At 43.1% G+C, this 15,133-nt stretch carries 15 protein-coding genes, 1 tRNA gene and 1 rRNA gene; 12 read left to right on the top strand and 5 right to left on the bottom strand.

Annotated elements, in window-relative coordinates; translation table 11 throughout:
* Nucleotides 1-184: 184 nt before the first annotated feature.
* Both rrf and AAEY93_RS19715 read left to right on the top strand, forming a co-directional pair.
* Nucleotides 185-300, top strand: a 5S ribosomal RNA gene (gene rrf / locus AAEY93_RS19720).
* A gap of 103 nt (nucleotides 301-403) precedes the next feature.
* Nucleotides 404-480: transfer RNA gene (locus AAEY93_RS19715), tRNA-Asp, on the top strand.
* Nucleotides 481-859: 379 nt separating this feature from the next.
* Here the strand turns inward: AAEY93_RS19715 and rbsK are convergent.
* The gene (rbsK, locus tag AAEY93_RS19710; protein WP_351079282.1) at nucleotides 860-1,768 is read right to left on the bottom strand and encodes a ribokinase; all 909 of its coding nucleotides are present in this window, start codon (nucleotides 1,766-1,768) and stop codon (nucleotides 860-862) included.
* Nucleotides 1,769-1,821: 53 nt separating this feature from the next.
* The gene (rihA, locus tag AAEY93_RS19705) at nucleotides 1,822-2,754 is read right to left on the bottom strand and encodes a pyrimidine-specific ribonucleoside hydrolase RihA (RefSeq protein WP_124012901.1); all 933 of its coding nucleotides are present in this window, start codon (nucleotides 2,752-2,754) and stop codon (nucleotides 1,822-1,824) included.
* Nucleotides 2,755-3,073: 319 nt separating this feature from the next.
* On the opposite strand from rihA, the gene AAEY93_RS19700 reads away from it, so the two are divergent.
* Both AAEY93_RS19700 and AAEY93_RS19695 read left to right on the top strand, forming a co-directional pair.
* Complete coding sequence (locus AAEY93_RS19700; RefSeq protein WP_101033408.1) at nucleotides 3,074-3,325, top strand: YkgJ family cysteine cluster protein; 252 nt, start codon at nucleotides 3,074-3,076, stop codon at nucleotides 3,323-3,325.
* A 35-nt stretch (nucleotides 3,326-3,360) separates the two neighbouring features.
* On the top strand, nucleotides 3,361-3,816 hold the full coding sequence (locus tag AAEY93_RS19695; RefSeq protein ID WP_124012900.1) for an Rrf2 family transcriptional regulator: 456 nt from the start codon (nucleotides 3,361-3,363) through the stop codon (nucleotides 3,814-3,816).
* Here AAEY93_RS19695 and AAEY93_RS19690 read toward each other — a convergent pair.
* The 3 genes from AAEY93_RS19690 to gpmM all read right to left on the bottom strand — a co-directional run bounded on the left by AAEY93_RS19690 (nucleotide 3,791) and on the right by gpmM (nucleotide 7,309).
* Complete coding sequence (locus AAEY93_RS19690) at nucleotides 3,791-4,507, bottom strand: divergent polysaccharide deacetylase family protein (protein WP_335686938.1); 717 nt, start codon at nucleotides 4,505-4,507, stop codon at nucleotides 3,791-3,793. The two genes, AAEY93_RS19695 and AAEY93_RS19690, sit on opposite strands and share 26 nt — an antisense overlap.
* A gap of 113 nt (nucleotides 4,508-4,620) precedes the next feature.
* On the bottom strand, nucleotides 4,621-5,754 hold the full coding sequence (locus tag AAEY93_RS19685) for a murein hydrolase activator EnvC family protein (protein WP_124012898.1): 1,134 nt from the start codon (nucleotides 5,752-5,754) through the stop codon (nucleotides 4,621-4,623).
* Nucleotides 5,755-5,764: 10 nt separating this feature from the next.
* Entirely contained in the window at nucleotides 5,765-7,309 is a 1,545-nt protein-coding gene (gene gpmM / locus AAEY93_RS19680; protein ID WP_351079276.1) for a 2,3-bisphosphoglycerate-independent phosphoglycerate mutase, read from the bottom strand.
* A gap of 249 nt (nucleotides 7,310-7,558) precedes the next feature.
* Between gpmM and AAEY93_RS19675 the strand changes: the two genes are divergently transcribed.
* The 8 genes from AAEY93_RS19675 (at nucleotide 7,559) to AAEY93_RS19640 (ending at nucleotide 15,039) form a co-directional block, all read left to right on the top strand.
* Nucleotides 7,559-7,993 carry a rhodanese-like domain-containing protein gene (locus AAEY93_RS19675; RefSeq protein WP_101033403.1) on the top strand — a complete coding sequence of 145 codons (435 nt, stop codon included), beginning with the start codon at nucleotides 7,559-7,561 and terminating at the stop codon, nucleotides 7,991-7,993.
* A 206-nt stretch (nucleotides 7,994-8,199) separates the two neighbouring features.
* Nucleotides 8,200-8,688, top strand: coding sequence for a protein-export chaperone SecB (gene secB / locus AAEY93_RS19670; protein WP_101033402.1), 489 nt, complete (start codon nucleotides 8,200-8,202; stop codon nucleotides 8,686-8,688).
* Nucleotides 8,689-8,691: 3 nt separating this feature from the next.
* Nucleotides 8,692-9,708, top strand: a complete 1,017-nt coding sequence (gene gpsA, locus AAEY93_RS19665; protein WP_101033401.1) for an NAD(P)H-dependent glycerol-3-phosphate dehydrogenase — start codon at nucleotides 8,692-8,694, stop codon at nucleotides 9,706-9,708.
* A gap of 135 nt (nucleotides 9,709-9,843) precedes the next feature.
* Nucleotides 9,844-11,025, top strand: a complete 1,182-nt coding sequence (locus AAEY93_RS19660; protein ID WP_124012896.1) for a BaiN/RdsA family NAD(P)/FAD-dependent oxidoreductase — start codon at nucleotides 9,844-9,846, stop codon at nucleotides 11,023-11,025.
* 552 nt (nucleotides 11,026-11,577) lie between these two features.
* A complete protein-coding gene (locus AAEY93_RS19655) occupies nucleotides 11,578-12,417 on the top strand; it encodes an alpha/beta hydrolase family protein (RefSeq protein ID WP_233768595.1) in 840 nt (279 codons plus the stop codon).
* A gap of 131 nt (nucleotides 12,418-12,548) precedes the next feature.
* Complete coding sequence (locus tag AAEY93_RS19650) at nucleotides 12,549-13,391, top strand: metalloregulator ArsR/SmtB family transcription factor (protein ID WP_206191844.1); 843 nt, start codon at nucleotides 12,549-12,551, stop codon at nucleotides 13,389-13,391.
* A 24-nt stretch (nucleotides 13,392-13,415) separates the two neighbouring features.
* Entirely contained in the window at nucleotides 13,416-14,435 is a 1,020-nt protein-coding gene (arsB, locus tag AAEY93_RS19645) for an ACR3 family arsenite efflux transporter (RefSeq protein ID WP_124012894.1), read from the top strand.
* An 85-nt stretch (nucleotides 14,436-14,520) separates the two neighbouring features.
* The gene (locus AAEY93_RS19640; protein WP_124012893.1) at nucleotides 14,521-15,039 is read left to right on the top strand and encodes a phosphatase domain-containing putative toxin; all 519 of its coding nucleotides are present in this window, start codon (nucleotides 14,521-14,523) and stop codon (nucleotides 15,037-15,039) included.
* The last annotated feature ends 94 nt before the right edge of the window (nucleotides 15,040-15,133 follow it).

Below are 15,133 nucleotides of genomic sequence, written 5' to 3'. Positions count from 1 at the left end.
TAAGCGTTGTGAGGCGTTGAGCTAACTTGTACTAATGACCCGTGAGGCTTAACCATACAACCCAGATGGGTTTTACTGACCTTAGTGTTAGAATAGAGCGCTTAAACAGTGTTTTGCAGACTCAAAAAAATCAGCTTTCCGAATTATTATTTACGGCCTTAAAGGCGGTAGATATGCAAATTTGTCTGGAAACCATAGCATTGTGGCACCACCTGATCCCATTCCGAACTCAGAAGTGAAACGCAATCGCGCCGATGGTAGTTTGGGGTCTCCCCATGCGAGAGTAGGTCATTTCCAGGCGCCTAATTTACTCGAAAGAGTAGCTTGAAAAAGCAAGTCTCCTTGTGCTGACACACTAGCGACTTAAAAAGCATTTAGCATCGTGCGTAAGCAATTTGCTAAAGGAGTGGTAGTTCAGTTGGTTAGAATACCGGCCTGTCACGCCGGGGGTCGCGGGTTCGAGTCCCGTCCACTCCGCCAATTACATCTAAGCCTCGTCATATGACGAGGCTTTTTTGTATCTGAAATTTGGTGAAATACCAGTCATAGAGCGATCATTCACCCCATACATGGGGATTGTAGACTCCCTAAAAACACAACGCGGTAGACGTTACATGGGGTCACTCTCAACTCAATCTGCGCAAAACAATCTCGTGTTAATAGTCTTGTGCTAATAGTCTTGTGCTAATAGTCTTGTGCTAATAGTCCCGTCGGCTCCCATGCTTCTCGTCCTTTATCTTATTGCAGCCGTAATATTCGCCCGCAAACTTACGAAAAAGGCCTTTGCATTACTGCAAAGGCCTTTTTCGTTCATGTGATTTAGTGAAGTAAAACGTACCCGGATTACTTTTACTACTGGTTAAGCTAATTCGTTTCGATAAGGAATGCTGCTTTGCGCTCCGTGGCGAGTGACTGCGAGAGAAGATGCTTTATTGGCAAATTTGACCGCCTCGTTTAAGGTTTTTCCTTCATCTAATGCTACCATCAGTGCGCCATTAAATGTGTCTCCGGCTGCTACGGTATCTATTGCGCTGACTGTGGGCGCTGGAATTATTCGCCCTTGGCCTTTTTCACTGACATAAGCACCTTTACTGCCTAGAGTAATAATGACAATATTAATCCCTTGCCTGTGAAGACTTTCTGCCGCTTTTGCTGCACTTTGTTGATCGATAACATCAATTCCCGTTAATGCGAAAGCCTCAGTCTCATTGGGGGTAATGATATCTATTAAACACAATAAATCGCTACTCAGTTTTGCCGCTGGTGCTGGGTTAAGGATAGTTGTGCAGTGATGTTGTTTGGCTAATGTTAATGCGTGATGAACACTGTCTAACGAAGTTTCTAGTTGAACCAGCAAGAAATTAGCTTGGGTAAATAATGCCTGTTGTTGCTGAAGATGTTGTGCAGACAAATAGGCATTGGCGCCAGGCACAACTCCAATACAGTTCTCGCCCTGCTGGTTAACAAAAATCACCGCTGTGCCAGTACTCTCATTGGCTATTTCATAACAACCAATTAGGTCAATCCCATCGGCGGCCCAGGTTTTACGCATTGTTGCTGCGTTGCTGTCGTCACCCAGAGCACTGATAAAACATACGTTCTGGCCAGTATTACTTAATCGGGCAGCCGCAACAGCTTGGTTTGCCCCTTTTCCACCTAGTTCAAGTCGATATTGCTGACTAATTAAGGTCTGTCCTGCTTGGGGTAATTCGTTGAATGTTAGGACATGATCGGCGTTGGCACTGCCGACAACCAGTAAAGTGCTCATGTATTTCCTTATAACCCATGCAGAATTAAGTGATTCTGCATGGCATTGATTTGCTAGTAATCGTTTAATCGTTCAACAATGAAGTCGACAAAACCGGTTCGGTTAATATCGAACAATACTTTAGCATTGTGAGGTTTAGCGGTTAATTGATAACGATCAACCACGGTCATACCCTGTGTATACTCCCCTTTCGTCTCAACGCCAACCCAGCAATCGACAGCGGTAAATAGTGATGGATTGAGTAACCATGCGATAGTGCAAGGGTCGTGTAGTGGTGCACCGGTGAAGCCCCACTTTGGATCTCGATGATAAATCATAAAGAAGTCGAGTAATTCTGCGACACATAGAGCGATAGGGTTATTAATTGCTCTAATACGCTCAATATCTTCATCCATGATTTGTGCTTTATGAGTCACATCTAAGCCGCACATCACAATAGGTATGCTTGATTTGAACACCATGTCAGCCGCTTCTGGGTCGACAAAAATATTGAATTCAGCCGCTGGAGTCCAATTGCCTTCACCTGCTGCGCCGCCCATTAGCACTATGCTGTCGATGTTGTGATGCAGTTCAGGGTGAGCAGCCAAAAATAAAGCAATATTAGTCAGTGGCCCTGTAGGGACAAGAGTGACGGGTTGTTTGCTGTTGCCAACTTTATCGGCCATTAGTTCAATGGCTGTTTGTTCTACAGGCGCAAAGGCTGGATCTGGCAATTTGGGCCCATCAAGGCCGCTTTCTCCATGTACATTATCAGCAATGATCAGTTCTCTTGCTAATGGCTTCGGTGCGCCACCGGCTACCGGAATATCGTGACGCCCGAGCAATGTTAATACTCGTAATGCATTATTTAGGGTTTTATCTGGTGTTTGATTACCTGCACTGGTTGTTACCGCTAAGACATCAAGCTCAGAAGAACTGAGTGCTAAGATAAGTGAAATGGCATCATCATGACCTGGGTCGCAATCAAGTATAACGGGACGTTTCATGGGTGATTTCCTTATTTGAATGTGTGGTTACTGTATCATCATGGCTGATTGTATTAATGCTTAAACGATGTAAATGTGATCTAATATAGAGATTAAACCCACTGCTAGTCGCTATTGAATACCGTTATGATAACCTCGTTGTAGACTATCGAAGCGTGATGAGTGATCCAAATGTTATAATGGCCAATAAGCGAGTGAAAAGGCCTGCTATTGGCGATATAACATCTGCAGCATTGCTGCAAATTAAGCTTGTTTTTCCATATGGCTGTTTAACGTGTTTAAGTGAAGGTATAACTGTTTTGAAATCGTGGAGAGTAGTGTGAATTGTCGTCTAGGTTGCGGTGCTTGCTGTATTGCGCCTTCTATTACTAGTGCAATACCGGGTATGCCAAATGGTAAACCTGCTGGGGTGCGTTGTATTCAATTAAATGATGATAATCTGTGTATGATCTTCGGTCAGCCACATCGTCCAGTTGTATGTGCCGAGTTTAGTGCAAGTATTGATGTGTGTGGCACCAAAAATGAACAAGCTTTATGGTTGATCACTGATTTAGAGTCTTCAACATGCTAATCTGCCCGTTTTATTTACCTTGGATATTTTAGATCATGCAACTAACTCGATATACAGATTTTGGTATTCGCATTTTAATGTATCTTGCGGTACAACCTGAACGCGAAAGTTTATTTCGAATTGCAGAAGTGACCAGTGTGTTTGATCTTTCTTCAAACCATGTAGCTAAGATTATCCATCAATTGGGAAAGCTGGGATATTTACAAACTGTCAGAGGTAAAAGCGGTGGCTTTAGATTGGCAAAAACCGCGGATGAGGTACTAATCGGTCAATTGGTTCGCGATTTAGAACATTCATTATCGCCCATCAATTGTGAATTACCATATTGCCGATTTACGCCAATATGTCGATTAAAAGGAGTCTTAGGCCAAGCGGTTACCGCCTATTTGGCTGTACTTGATCAATATACTTTAGCCGATATTATATCGAACAAAGCAGAGATTTTGTCTACATTACCGGACTTATCTATTTCAGTGTTGCAGATGGATTAGGCTGGCTTGTTGTCGCGACATTCACGTCATCAAATAATTGAGATGTGGGCACTAATGTGATGCCATTGTCTTTTAAACGAGCCAAATTAGCGTTTAAAAATCGAATGGTTTCAGGGTAAGGATGTGCAATAGCGACGAGCTGACCCTGTTGCTTTGATCGCTTAATTATCTGTTGGAACTGCTTTTCAAGAGCTCGATCATCAATATTGTTGTCTAAAAAAACATGCCTTCTTAGTACTGGTACGCCAAGTTGTAAGGCTTTGCTACCCGCTTTGGTGTATTTAGTAGTAAAACTATCGACAAAAAACAATTGTTGCTGTTTGAGGCTTTGCATTACCCATAGCATCGGCTCATCCATCTGAGTGAGTAAACTACCCATATGATTATTCGCCCCTTTAGCAAATGGGATGTTAGCGAATGCTCTTTGTAATTTCTGTTTAATTTGCACCTCAGTCATGTCATTTGTTAACCCTCCAGGTCCAAGTGCTTTACCATTTAAGGCTTGCATGGGGAGGTGCAGCATAATCTCATGACCTTTATCGAAACCATCTTGCGCGAGTTTTTGTCCTAACGGAGTGTGGGGTAATACCGACAAAGTGATGGCATTAGGTAATGACAATGTGGCTTCGTCAGTTAGGCGATAACCAATATCATCAATGATGATGGCTAATTTAGCGGCGGTAGCAGGCATGATGCTGCATAGGCAGAATAGGATTAGGAGTCGATTGCGCACAAGTTTAGCTTATCTAGTTGTGAGTTATTATTCATAACATCATGGAATATCAATGCCGAGTGTTTGAGCGGCTAACGACAATAATAGGCAGGATCAACGGCCTTACCTTTATTACGGATTTCGAAATATAATCCTGGCTCACTTTGCCCCCCAGATCGACCCACGAGCGCAATAGACTCGCCGCTTTTTACCATATCACCAGGTTGTCTTAATAGTGTTTGGGCGTGACCGTAGAGGCTCATATAGCCCTTACCGTGATCAATGACGAGCACCATACCAAAACCACGTAACCAGTCGGCATAAATCACTTTCCCTGACGCCACAGCATGAATATCTTGTCCTTCTGGTGCAGCAAGTACTGCACCTTTCCACACAATTTGTCCTGAGCGGCTGCTACCAAAGCGTTTACTTAATCGGCCTTTGGTTGGCCATTTTAATTTAGCTTTTTGACTGACTAATCCATCCATCGTTGGATTGGCTTTTGCGGCAATCATAGCTTGTTGTACGATGCGTTTTAAACTCGCCTCTTCTATTTGCAGTTGTTCTAATTTTGCGCCTTTAGTGGATAAGGTTCGTTGCAATTGAGTCAGAGTTTGTTGACGTTGGCTTTGCTCTTTGGTTAATTGCTGTGCCTGTTGTTTTTGATCTATCACTAAAGCATTGAGTTTTTGTTGCGTTGTGACTTGCTGTTGTTTGATTTTATTAAGATCAATGCTGGTTTGCTTTAGTTGCTGAATGGCTTTTATACGGGCATTGTTGAGGTATTGATAATACGCCAGCATGCGTTCAACCGTAGCCGGATTTTGCTGGTTAAGCATCATTTTAGTGTAATCATGATTACCAGCCAAATAAGCACTAGAAAGCTGTTTTGATAAGGTATCTTGCTGACTCAGTTTCAGTTCGGCTAAATTAACTTGTTGTTTATCTAATTCTTTAACTTTTAGGTTAACCGCAGATAATTGGTTTTGTGATTGATTAACTTTTTGAGCTGCTTTTGCAATGGCTTGTTCATCACTTTTAAGTAACGAATTAAGCTTTTCGCGTTGCTTGGCTGTATCTTTGAGCGAATTTTGTTGTTGGTTTATTTGTGCTTGAATAGACTTCAAAGCCGATTGGCGTGAAGACAAATCAGCACTAGTTGCCACAAATGAAAAGATTAGAAAGCCAGCAACAATGCTGGCTTTAACAAATAAACGAGTTATCACGAGTTAATGTTTACTCTTTAAGGTCAATAATACAGCGTCCACTCATTTCTTTTGGGATGCTTTGGCCCATCAAGGTTAACATAGTTGGCGCAATATCACTCAATCGCCCGTTGTCTTTTATTGTGGCGTCACGGCCAACATAAATAAACGGTACTAACTCACTGGTATGGGCCGTATGAGGTTGACCTGTTATCGGGTCGGTCATTTGGTCTGCGTTACCATGGTCGGCGGTAATCAAACACTCGCCATCCACTTTGGCTAATGCTTCTACTACACGACCAATGCAAGCATCAACCGCTTCACAGGCTTTAACGGCAGCATCAAATTTACCAGTATGGCCAACCATGTCACCATTTGGATAGTTACAAATTATCACATCATATTTTGCAGACTCAATAGCCGCGACCAGTTTGTCGGTCAGTTCTGCTGAGTTCATCTCAGGTTGCAAATCGTAGGTAGCGACTTTAGGAGACTGAATTAAAATGCGATCTTCGCCTTCAAATGGCTCTTCTTTACCGCCATTGAAAAAGAAGGTCACATGAGCATATTTTTCAGTTTCTGAAATGCGCAGTTGAGTTTTATGCTGCTTTTGCAGGGTTTCACCTAAGGTATTCACCAAATTATCAGATGGATAGGCTACTGCGGCGTTAATATCGGCCGCGTATTCAGTCAGCATCACAAAGTTGATTTTTGGTGTTTTATTACGTGCAAAGCCATCAAAATCAGGATTGACAAAACAGCGGGTAATTTGGCGGGCACGATCGGCGCGGAAATTCATAAAAATGAGCGAATCGTTATCGTTTAACTCAGCTGCTTCGCCTTGAGCATCAACAATTGCAGATGCAGCAACAAATTCATCGTTTTCATCTCGATCATATGCAGCGTCCAGCGCTTCTGCTGCCGAAGCATAAGCGAACTTGGCTTTGCCTTCGGTGATTAATTCGTAGGCTTGCGATACGCGGTCCCAACGGTTATCACGATCCATGGCAAAGTAACGACCGATAATCGATGCCGTGCGGCCATGACCTAGTGAGGCAAATAGCTCGTCAAAATGAAGCAAGCTGTTTTTAGCGCTGCGCGGAGGTGTATCTCGGCCATCTAAAAAGGCATGTAAGTACACTTTGGTTGCGCCGCGCTCAACGGCCATACGGCACATAGCTTCAATATGTTCTTCATGGCTGTGAACGCCACCGGCAGACAAAAGCCCCATAATGTGAACGGCACCGTTAGCGGCAATGGCTTTGTCTACCGCATCGCAAAGTGCTGGGTTTTTCTCAAACTCATGGTCGGCAATCGCTTTACTGATGCGGGTGAGTTCTTGATACACAATTCGGCCTGAACCAATATTGATATGGCCTACTTCAGAGTTACCCATTTGGCCATCGGGTAATCCGACGTCAATACCAGAACCCGAAATAAGACTGTGAGGATATTGCGCATTGAGCTTATCTAAAACAGGGGTGTTGGCATGAAAAATCGCATTATCTTGCGTGTTTTCACGGGAACCCCAGCCATCAAGGATAAGTAATGCGAGTGGACGTTTTGTTGTCGTCATGCAAGTACCTTTTAAGTTGAAAATAGAAGTGTTATAAAATTTCAATTGTATGAATATTACTACTTCTTGATAATGTGCAAAAGGCATATAGGTTTGAAGATATAACTAAAGCAGCTAATAACGAGGGACCAGTCACGAATAAGTCGGCTTAAAGCGTCTATTTTAGGTGTTTCTTTAATGAAAACTGCCGAGCAAAACGATATACTCGAGGCCATCTCATCTTAGTCATCGTCAGAGAAATTAGTAATTATGCAAGAATATATGGAATTTTTTAAAGCGAACCCAATGTTAAGTTTGGCTTGGGTCGGCTTGTTTGTAACGCTTGTTTTCAGTGTCATTAAATCAAGTATATCAAAAGTGAAACTTGTCAGTCATCAAGAGCTAACACTCATGGTGAATAAGCAAGATGCCAGAGTCGTTGATGTGCGAGGTAAAGAAGAATTTAAAAAAGGCCATATTGTTGATGCGCTTAATGTGACCTTATCAGAAATTAAAAATAATCAAGTCACTAGCCTTGAAAATTTCAAAACTAACCCCATTATATTAGTATGTGACTCAGGTACTACATCTTCTCAAGCCGCTCAACTTCTTACTAAACAAGGGTTTGAAAACGTGTCTAACCTTAAAGGTGGCATGGGCGAATGGAAGGGTGCAAATTTACCCGTAGTTAAAAGCAAGCGTTAATACTGTTGCTTAATGGTATTCAGTGTTAACAAGTTTGGGAATGAGCTAACACTGTTTATTATCAAGATCTTGTTCGTTACCATTTATCGAGCCGGATCAACTTTACGGGATAGCACTAATGTTAGATTAATTCTATATACATTAAGAGCAAGCCCAACACAATTAGCTTCACAGAAAAGCTAAATAACATCGATAGGTAGGAAATTATGGCTGAAGTAGCAAACAACGAAGCGCAAGCACCACAGTTCAACATTCAGCGTATTTATACAAAGGATTTGTCTTTTGAAACGCCAAACAGCCCAGCTGTTTTCCAGAAAGAATGGAACCCAGAAGTAAAATTAGATTTAGATACTCGCAGCAACAAGCTGTCTGATGACACATATGAAGTGATTTTATCGTTAACCGTTACGGCTAAAAACGGCGAAGACACCGCATTTTTATGTGAAGTTCAGCAAGCGGGTATTTTCTCCATCGTTGGGTTAACTGAGCAACAACTTGCTCATTCTTTAGGTGCATACTGCCCTAACGTATTATTCCCATACGCACGTGAATTAGTGGGTAATTTAGTTGGCCGTGGTACTTTCCCACAACTAAACCTTGCTCCAGTTAACTTTGATGCGCTATTTGCTCAGTACGTTCAACAGCGTCAAACTGCAGCAGAACAAGCAAATTCTGCCGAAGAAGTCACAGCATAAGCTATGAATAACGCTGCCGAAATCACGGTATTAGGGGCGGGCTCTTATGGCACCGCCCTTGCTATTTCTTTAGCCAGTAACGGCCACAAGGTATTACTTTGGGGTCATGAAGCCGATCATATGGCGCGCTTAACTGAGCAGCGCAGTAATGAGGAGTTTCTGTCTGGTATTCAGTTTCCTGATTGTTTAGCCATCGAAGCTGATTTAGGAAAGGCACTCGCGGCAAGCAAAAATATCTTAGTGGTAGTCCCTAGCCATGTATTTGGTGATGTACTCAAACGAGCTAAGCCGTTATTGCGTGAAGATGCTCGGATTGTGTGGGCGACTAAAGGGCTAGAACCCGAAACCGGTCGTTTATTACAAGATGTTGCCCGCGAGCAATTAGGCGAACAGTATCCATTGGCGGTATTGTCAGGTCCAACCTTTGCGAGAGAATTAGCGGCTGGTTTACCAACAGCCATTTCGGTTGCCGGTACTTGCCCTCAGTTTACTCATGATTTGGTTGAGCTACTCCACAGTCCAGAACGTCTGCGCGTTTACGCCAATGACGACTTTACTGGTATACAACTAGGCGGCGCGGTTAAAAACGTGATTGCGATTGGTGCTGGAATGTCTGACGGTATTGGCTTTGGTGCTAATGCTCGTACGGCATTAATAACCCGTGGTTTAGTCGAACTTAGCCGTTTAGGTGTCGCGCTTGGCGCTGATGCATCAACCTTTATGGGCATGGCGGGTCTAGGTGACTTGGTGTTAACTTGTACCGACAATCAGTCGCGTAACCGTCGTTTTGGCTTGGCTTTAGGTCAAGGCAAAGACGTGATCACCGCGCAACAAGAAATTGGTCAAGTAGTCGAAGGCTACCGTAATACCAAAGAAGTGTTTACCTTAGCCAAACGCCTAGGGGTAGAAATGCCGATTACTGAGCAAATCTATCAAGTGCTTTACCAAGGTAAATCTCCTGTTGAAGCGTCAAAAGTGTTACTCAGCCGAGATAAAAAGTCTGAAACACTCAAAAAATAGTGCGGCACAGTAGTTAAGTTAGCCATAAAGGTTAACAGACCCTAGTAAAAAGGATGCTAAAATAGCATCCTTTTTTGCATTTAATAGTTATCAATTAAGAACCAAGTAACCCATTTAAACCGTGTGGAGTAAAACGTGAAACATCATGACGTAATCATTATCGGCGCCGGTGCGGCAGGGTTAATGTGTGCTGCTACCGCGGGCTATCGAGGTCGTGATGTGTTGGTGCTGGATAATGCCAAACAAGCAGGCAAAAAAATTCTGATCAGTGGCGGCGGACGTTGTAACTTCACCAATCAAAAAGTTGAGCCGCAGCAGTTTATTTGTGGTAATCCGCACTTTGTGAAATCGGCATTGGCCCGCTATCGCTCAAGCGACTTTATTGAACTGGTTGAGCGACACGGGATTGAATACCATGAACGTGACCATGGGCAGTTATTTTGTAATGACTCCGCTAAAGAAATCGTCACTATGTTGATGACCGAGTGCGAATGGGCAGGTGCCAAGGTAAAGCTGCGCACTGAAATACTCTCGGTTAGCAAGACTGAAGCCGGTTTCAATTTAAATACCTCTAACGGTGATTTAAGCTGTGATTCACTGGTTATTGCCACCGGAGGCTTATCGATGCCAAAGCTGGGTGCCACGCCTTATGGCTATAAGTTGGCAGAGCAATTTGGCTTAAAAGTGTTACCTACCAGTGCAGGCCTAGTACCGTTCACTTGGCATAGCGATCAAAAAATTCGTTTTGAGCCGTTATCTGGCATTGCCGTGCCAACAACCATTACCGCGCAAGATGGCACCCAGTTTAGTGAGGCTTTATTGTTTACTCATCGCGGTCTATCAGGTCCAGCCGTATTACAAATTTCAAATTATTGGCAGCCAGGTGAAGCTATCTCAATCAACTTGTTGCCGGGTGAAAGCGCGTTAGATAAAATCGAATTTGCCTTAAAACATCACCCAAAACAAAGTCTACGTAATACAGTAAGCCAATGGTTACCTAAACGCTTGGTTGAAGCGCTATTTGAAGAGTCTCAATTAGATAAAGCCCTAAACCAACTCGGTCATGGTGAGCGTGAAAAGCTGGCTAATGAGTTAAATCATTGGTCAATCATCATGAATGGTACTGAAGGTTACCGCACCGCAGAAGTCACTTTAGGTGGTGTTGACTCCAATGAACTGTCATCTAAAACCATGCAAGCCAACAAGGTCCCAGGATTGTATTTTATTGGTGAAGTAATGGACGTAAGTGGTTGGTTAGGCGGGTTTAATTTTCAATGGGCCTGGAGCTCTGGTGTCGCGGCAGGGTTGGCCGTTTAGATTTGTAACTATGATAAAAGAACCAGTAGTCTGGGGATTTTAAGTGGTGAAGTAATCAGTAAAAGCGGTGAGCTGAAATCACCAAGGGATGTTGGTGGGCTTATCGCTGTTAAACAGCAATAAGGAATATATTGAGTGTCGAGTGATATTAAGGATGATAGTCATAAGCAATAAACCCCTGCAGAAGATAAATGGCAACCAGTCTTATTCTCTGAATGCCATCCTTCTAACGCTAAGCCTTCCAATGTTAAGTTTTCAAGATTGGCCCCTTTGGGAGCTAGGGACTCAACCTCAGACTTTTCAACAGTAACGACACTAGACAACAAGCCATAAAACGACCGTGATGGAAAGACACCTGTGGAAACGGCTTGTTCTTTATAAAGGTAATGGATGTTCTATCATGCCAGTGTGGCCGAGTATTTACTTTAAACACAAGATTAAAACTATCGTTTTAATACCCCCCATGGTACAAAATATCTTGGCATATAGATAATTTGCATTAACACCCATTTGGCGTAACTAAAAACGATGAATCAGCAGAATGTAAAGCAAATGACAATTAAGTGCAGCGATGGTGAGTTACTTGCTGCAACTATTTATGAGCCAACTATTACAGTGAAGGGTGCGGTATTGATGGCGCCTGCTACTGGGATCAAAAGACAGTTTTACGGAAATTTTGCTAACTACCTTGCCTGCAATGGCTATGGCGTTATTACGTTTGATAACCGGGGTATTGGTGGATCATCAACGGTGCCAGTTGCGAAGAGTGCCTCGTCGTTACAGTGTTGGGGTGAAAAAGATATGCCTGCGGTGTTGGAATGTTTAAAAGAGGTATTTCCGAATACAAACTATCATCTGGTGGGCCACAGTGCTGGTGGTCAACTCATTGGGTTAATGCATAATGCGATGGACATCAGTTCAATGTTCAATTTTGCCTGTTCTTCTGGTCAGTTAAAAAATATGAAGTTGGCTTATCTGATTCAAGCACATTTTTTTATGAACTTTTTTATTCCTTTCAGTAATGCGATGTTTGGTCATACCAAGTCTCAGTGGCTGGGTATGGGAGAGCCATTGCCAAAGGATGTCGCCAAACAATGGCAGCAATGGTGCAATGGTCAAGGGTATGTCAAAACTGCTTTTGGTAAAACCGTGCACCAGCATTATTACAATGAGCTGACCTTACCGTCATTGTGGGTTAACGCCGTTGATGATGACATTGCCAATAACGCCAACGTAGCAGACATGATGTCGGTGTTTCCTAAGCTTAACGGGCAAACCTTAACCTTAACCCCAAGTGATTATGGATTATCAGACATTGGCCATATGAAGTTTTTTAGCAGTAAGTCGCAAACCTTATGGCCACTGGCGCTTAACTGGTTAGATAAGCACTAAAGCGACCTCTTCATTTAAGTTAACCATTCAAGCCTATTCATTTACAGAATAGGCTTTTTTGTTTTTCTTGGTTGTATATGTAAAAAAGCATATATACAATGTTCAGTGTGTTTTAATTGGATGTGCCACCAATGAAAAAGAAAACTGTGTTGTTTCTATGTAGCGGCAATTCGGCGCGTTCTCAAATGGCAGAAGCTTTGCTAAGAAGTAAAGCGTCTGATCAATTTGATGTGTTTAGTGCAGGGACTCAGCCCGAAGATATCGACAGCAGGGCGATTGAGGCCATAGCGCGTTTTGGTGTTGATACGGGTGGTTTAGTGTCTAAAAACGTACAAACGTTTGCAGGTAAAACATTTGATTACGTGATTACCCTTTGTGATAAAGCCAATACAGAATGCCGTCGTTTTCCTGGTGCAGGTAAACAACTGGCTTGGGATTTTCCCGATCCTAAAAGCCGCGCAGGTCATCAACCCTTTTCAAGTACCTTAGCTGAGCTGAATAACCGCTTGTCGATGTTTCTACTGGTGGAAAACAACGTTACTGCCAAGGCTAAGACCACGGCGGAGGTGACCGCCAAGGTAGACGTCATTGGCGCAAATGAAACACCTCCCGAGGTATTCGCCGATGTTGATCCCATCGCATTTTATAAATGCTTAACCGATGACATTCGCTTAAAAAGCCTAATGCTGACTCATTATCATGGTGAGTTATGTGTGTGCGAGCTGATGGAGGCATTGAATGAGGACAGCCAACCTAAGGTGTCTCGCAATTTAGCGTTGTTAAAAAAGGCCGCTATTATTAGCGACCGAAAAAATGGCCAGTGGGTATTTTATCGAATTAACCCTAATTTACCGTTATGGGCAAAGTCTGTAATAGCTGCAACGACCGAGAACAATATTGGCTTGATTATGGCTCATCTACAACGACTAGATATTATGCAAAACCGGCCTAATAAAGTGAGTTTTTGTCGCTGATTCAGCAAAATAGGAGTGATCGTAATGGGCTTGTTTGAACGATTTTTATCGGTATGGGTTGGCTTAAGTATGCTTGCCGGAGTGCTGTTAGGGCTATGGCAACCACAAGTATTTCAGACCATTGCGAGTCTTGAAGTTGCCCACGTTAACCTTGTGGTGGCGTTGTTTATTTGGGTAATGATTTACCCAATGATGGTGCAAATTGATTTTTCAGCCATTAAAGATGTCGGTAAAAACCCCAAGGGATTATTACTGACGATTGTCGTTAACTGGTTGATTAAACCTTTTACCATGGCCGCATTAGGTTGGTTATTTTTTAAAGTGCTGTTTGCCGACTTAGTTGACCCCGCATCGGCACAAGAATATATCGCAGGGATGATTTTATTAGGTGTTGCACCCTGTACGGCAATGGTATTTGTATGGTCGCAATTAACTAAGGGCGATCCTAATTACACCTTAGTGCAAGTGTCGGTTAACGATGTGATTATGATTTTTGCCTTTGCGCCTATTTCGGCATTTTTGCTGGGGGTGAGTGACATTCAGGTGCCATGGGAAACCTTGCTTATTTCAGTGGTGCTGTATGTATTACTGCCATTAATGGCGGGTGTGACCACGCGTTATGTGCTTAATCATCAAGGCGGCACACCAGGAGTGGATCGATTAGTGGCAAGATTAAAACCATGGTCGATTGTCGGCTTACTGGCCACTGTGGTGTTGCTGTTTGGGTTTCAGGCCAAGGTTATCGTGTCCGACCCACAAACCATTGGCTTAATCGCGGTGCCATTGGTGATTCAAACTTACGGGATTTTTGCGATAGCGTATTTTGCTGCTATATTATTGAAATTAAAGCATAATATTGCTGGGCCAGCTTGCTTAATTGGTACCTCTAACTTTTTTGAGCTTGCCGTTGCGGTAGCTATATCCCTGTTTGGTTTGCACTCGGGTGCAGCCTTAGCCACTGTGGTTGGGGTGTTGGTAGAAGTGCCGGTGATGTTGTCGCTGGTGGCGATTATTAATCGTACTCAACATTGGTTTAAGCATTAATGTTGACGATTATTTTGATAAGTATTTCGAATACGTTTTTTATGACGACGAAATAATACGTTCTAAATTAACAGTGGAATTAATCATGCAGCAACATCCTTTCGATATCTTAGCGTTAGATTCGCCATTAGACTCATTGTGTGAGAATGGCGCCAAATTAATTTTTACCCCGTGCCCTGGTACCAAAGATGAACCGTTAATCGAGTCGCTTGCCACATTAAAACGTGCCGGCACGCAGATGTTAATCACCTTGATGTTCGATGACGAAATGGCGCGCAATAATGCTACCGAACTACCGACAGAATGCGCCAAACAACAGATCGCCTGGGTGCAATTGCCCATTTTAGACGATGCCGCACCCGGTGCCGAATTTGAAGCTAATTGGTTAGCTAATAAAGCGCAGATTATTGAGGTGATTAATAACCAAGGCACCATTGCGGTGCATTGCAAAGGCGGTTCGGGACGCACTGGATTAGTGATTGGGTTAATTCTTGCCAGCCTTGGTTGGCCAAAAGATAAAGCAGTAACTGCGGTGCAAAGCTTACGGCCAAAAGCACTGACGCATTCGATCCAACGCGATTATTTCAATGCTTTTAATTGTTAACCTCATCTTTTACTCGAGTTGATGTGATGGTCTCCTCCCAATACGGCATCGATGTGCCATGATTGAAGTTGTTACACACAATCAAAATGGGAGG

Source organism: Shewanella sp. CAL98-MNA-CIBAN-0140, assembly GCF_040309905.1.
GTDB lineage: Bacteria > Pseudomonadota > Gammaproteobacteria > Enterobacterales > Shewanellaceae > Shewanella > Shewanella psychromarinicola.
Note: the sequence above shows the minus strand (reverse complement) of the source record. Positions and strands in the feature narration are given on the sequence as shown.

Coding starts and splice junctions, on each gene's coding strand:
- rbsK (WP_351079282.1), bottom strand. CDS start 1,768: ATGAGCACTTTACTGGTTGTCGGCAGTGCCAACGCCGATCATGTCCTA.
- rihA (WP_124012901.1), bottom strand. CDS start 2,754: ATGAAACGTCCCGTTATACTTGATTGCGACCCAGGTCATGATGATGCC.
- AAEY93_RS19695 (WP_124012900.1), top strand. CDS start 3,361: ATGCAACTAACTCGATATACAGATTTTGGTATTCGCATTTTAATGTAT.
- AAEY93_RS19690 (WP_335686938.1), bottom strand. CDS start 4,507: ATGCCTGCTACCGCCGCTAAATTAGCCATCATCATTGATGATATTGGT.
- gpmM (WP_351079276.1), bottom strand. CDS start 7,309: ATGACGACAACAAAACGTCCACTCGCATTACTTATCCTTGATGGCTGG.
- AAEY93_RS19675 (WP_101033403.1), top strand. CDS start 7,559: ATGCAAGAATATATGGAATTTTTTAAAGCGAACCCAATGTTAAGTTTG.
- secB (WP_101033402.1), top strand. CDS start 8,200: ATGGCTGAAGTAGCAAACAACGAAGCGCAAGCACCACAGTTCAACATT.
- gpsA (WP_101033401.1), top strand. CDS start 8,692: ATGAATAACGCTGCCGAAATCACGGTATTAGGGGCGGGCTCTTATGGC.
- AAEY93_RS19655 (WP_233768595.1), top strand. CDS start 11,578: ATGACAATTAAGTGCAGCGATGGTGAGTTACTTGCTGCAACTATTTAT.
- AAEY93_RS19650 (WP_206191844.1), top strand. CDS start 12,549: ATGAAAAAGAAAACTGTGTTGTTTCTATGTAGCGGCAATTCGGCGCGT.
- arsB (WP_124012894.1), top strand. CDS start 13,416: ATGGGCTTGTTTGAACGATTTTTATCGGTATGGGTTGGCTTAAGTATG.
- AAEY93_RS19640 (WP_124012893.1), top strand. CDS start 14,521: ATGCAGCAACATCCTTTCGATATCTTAGCGTTAGATTCGCCATTAGAC.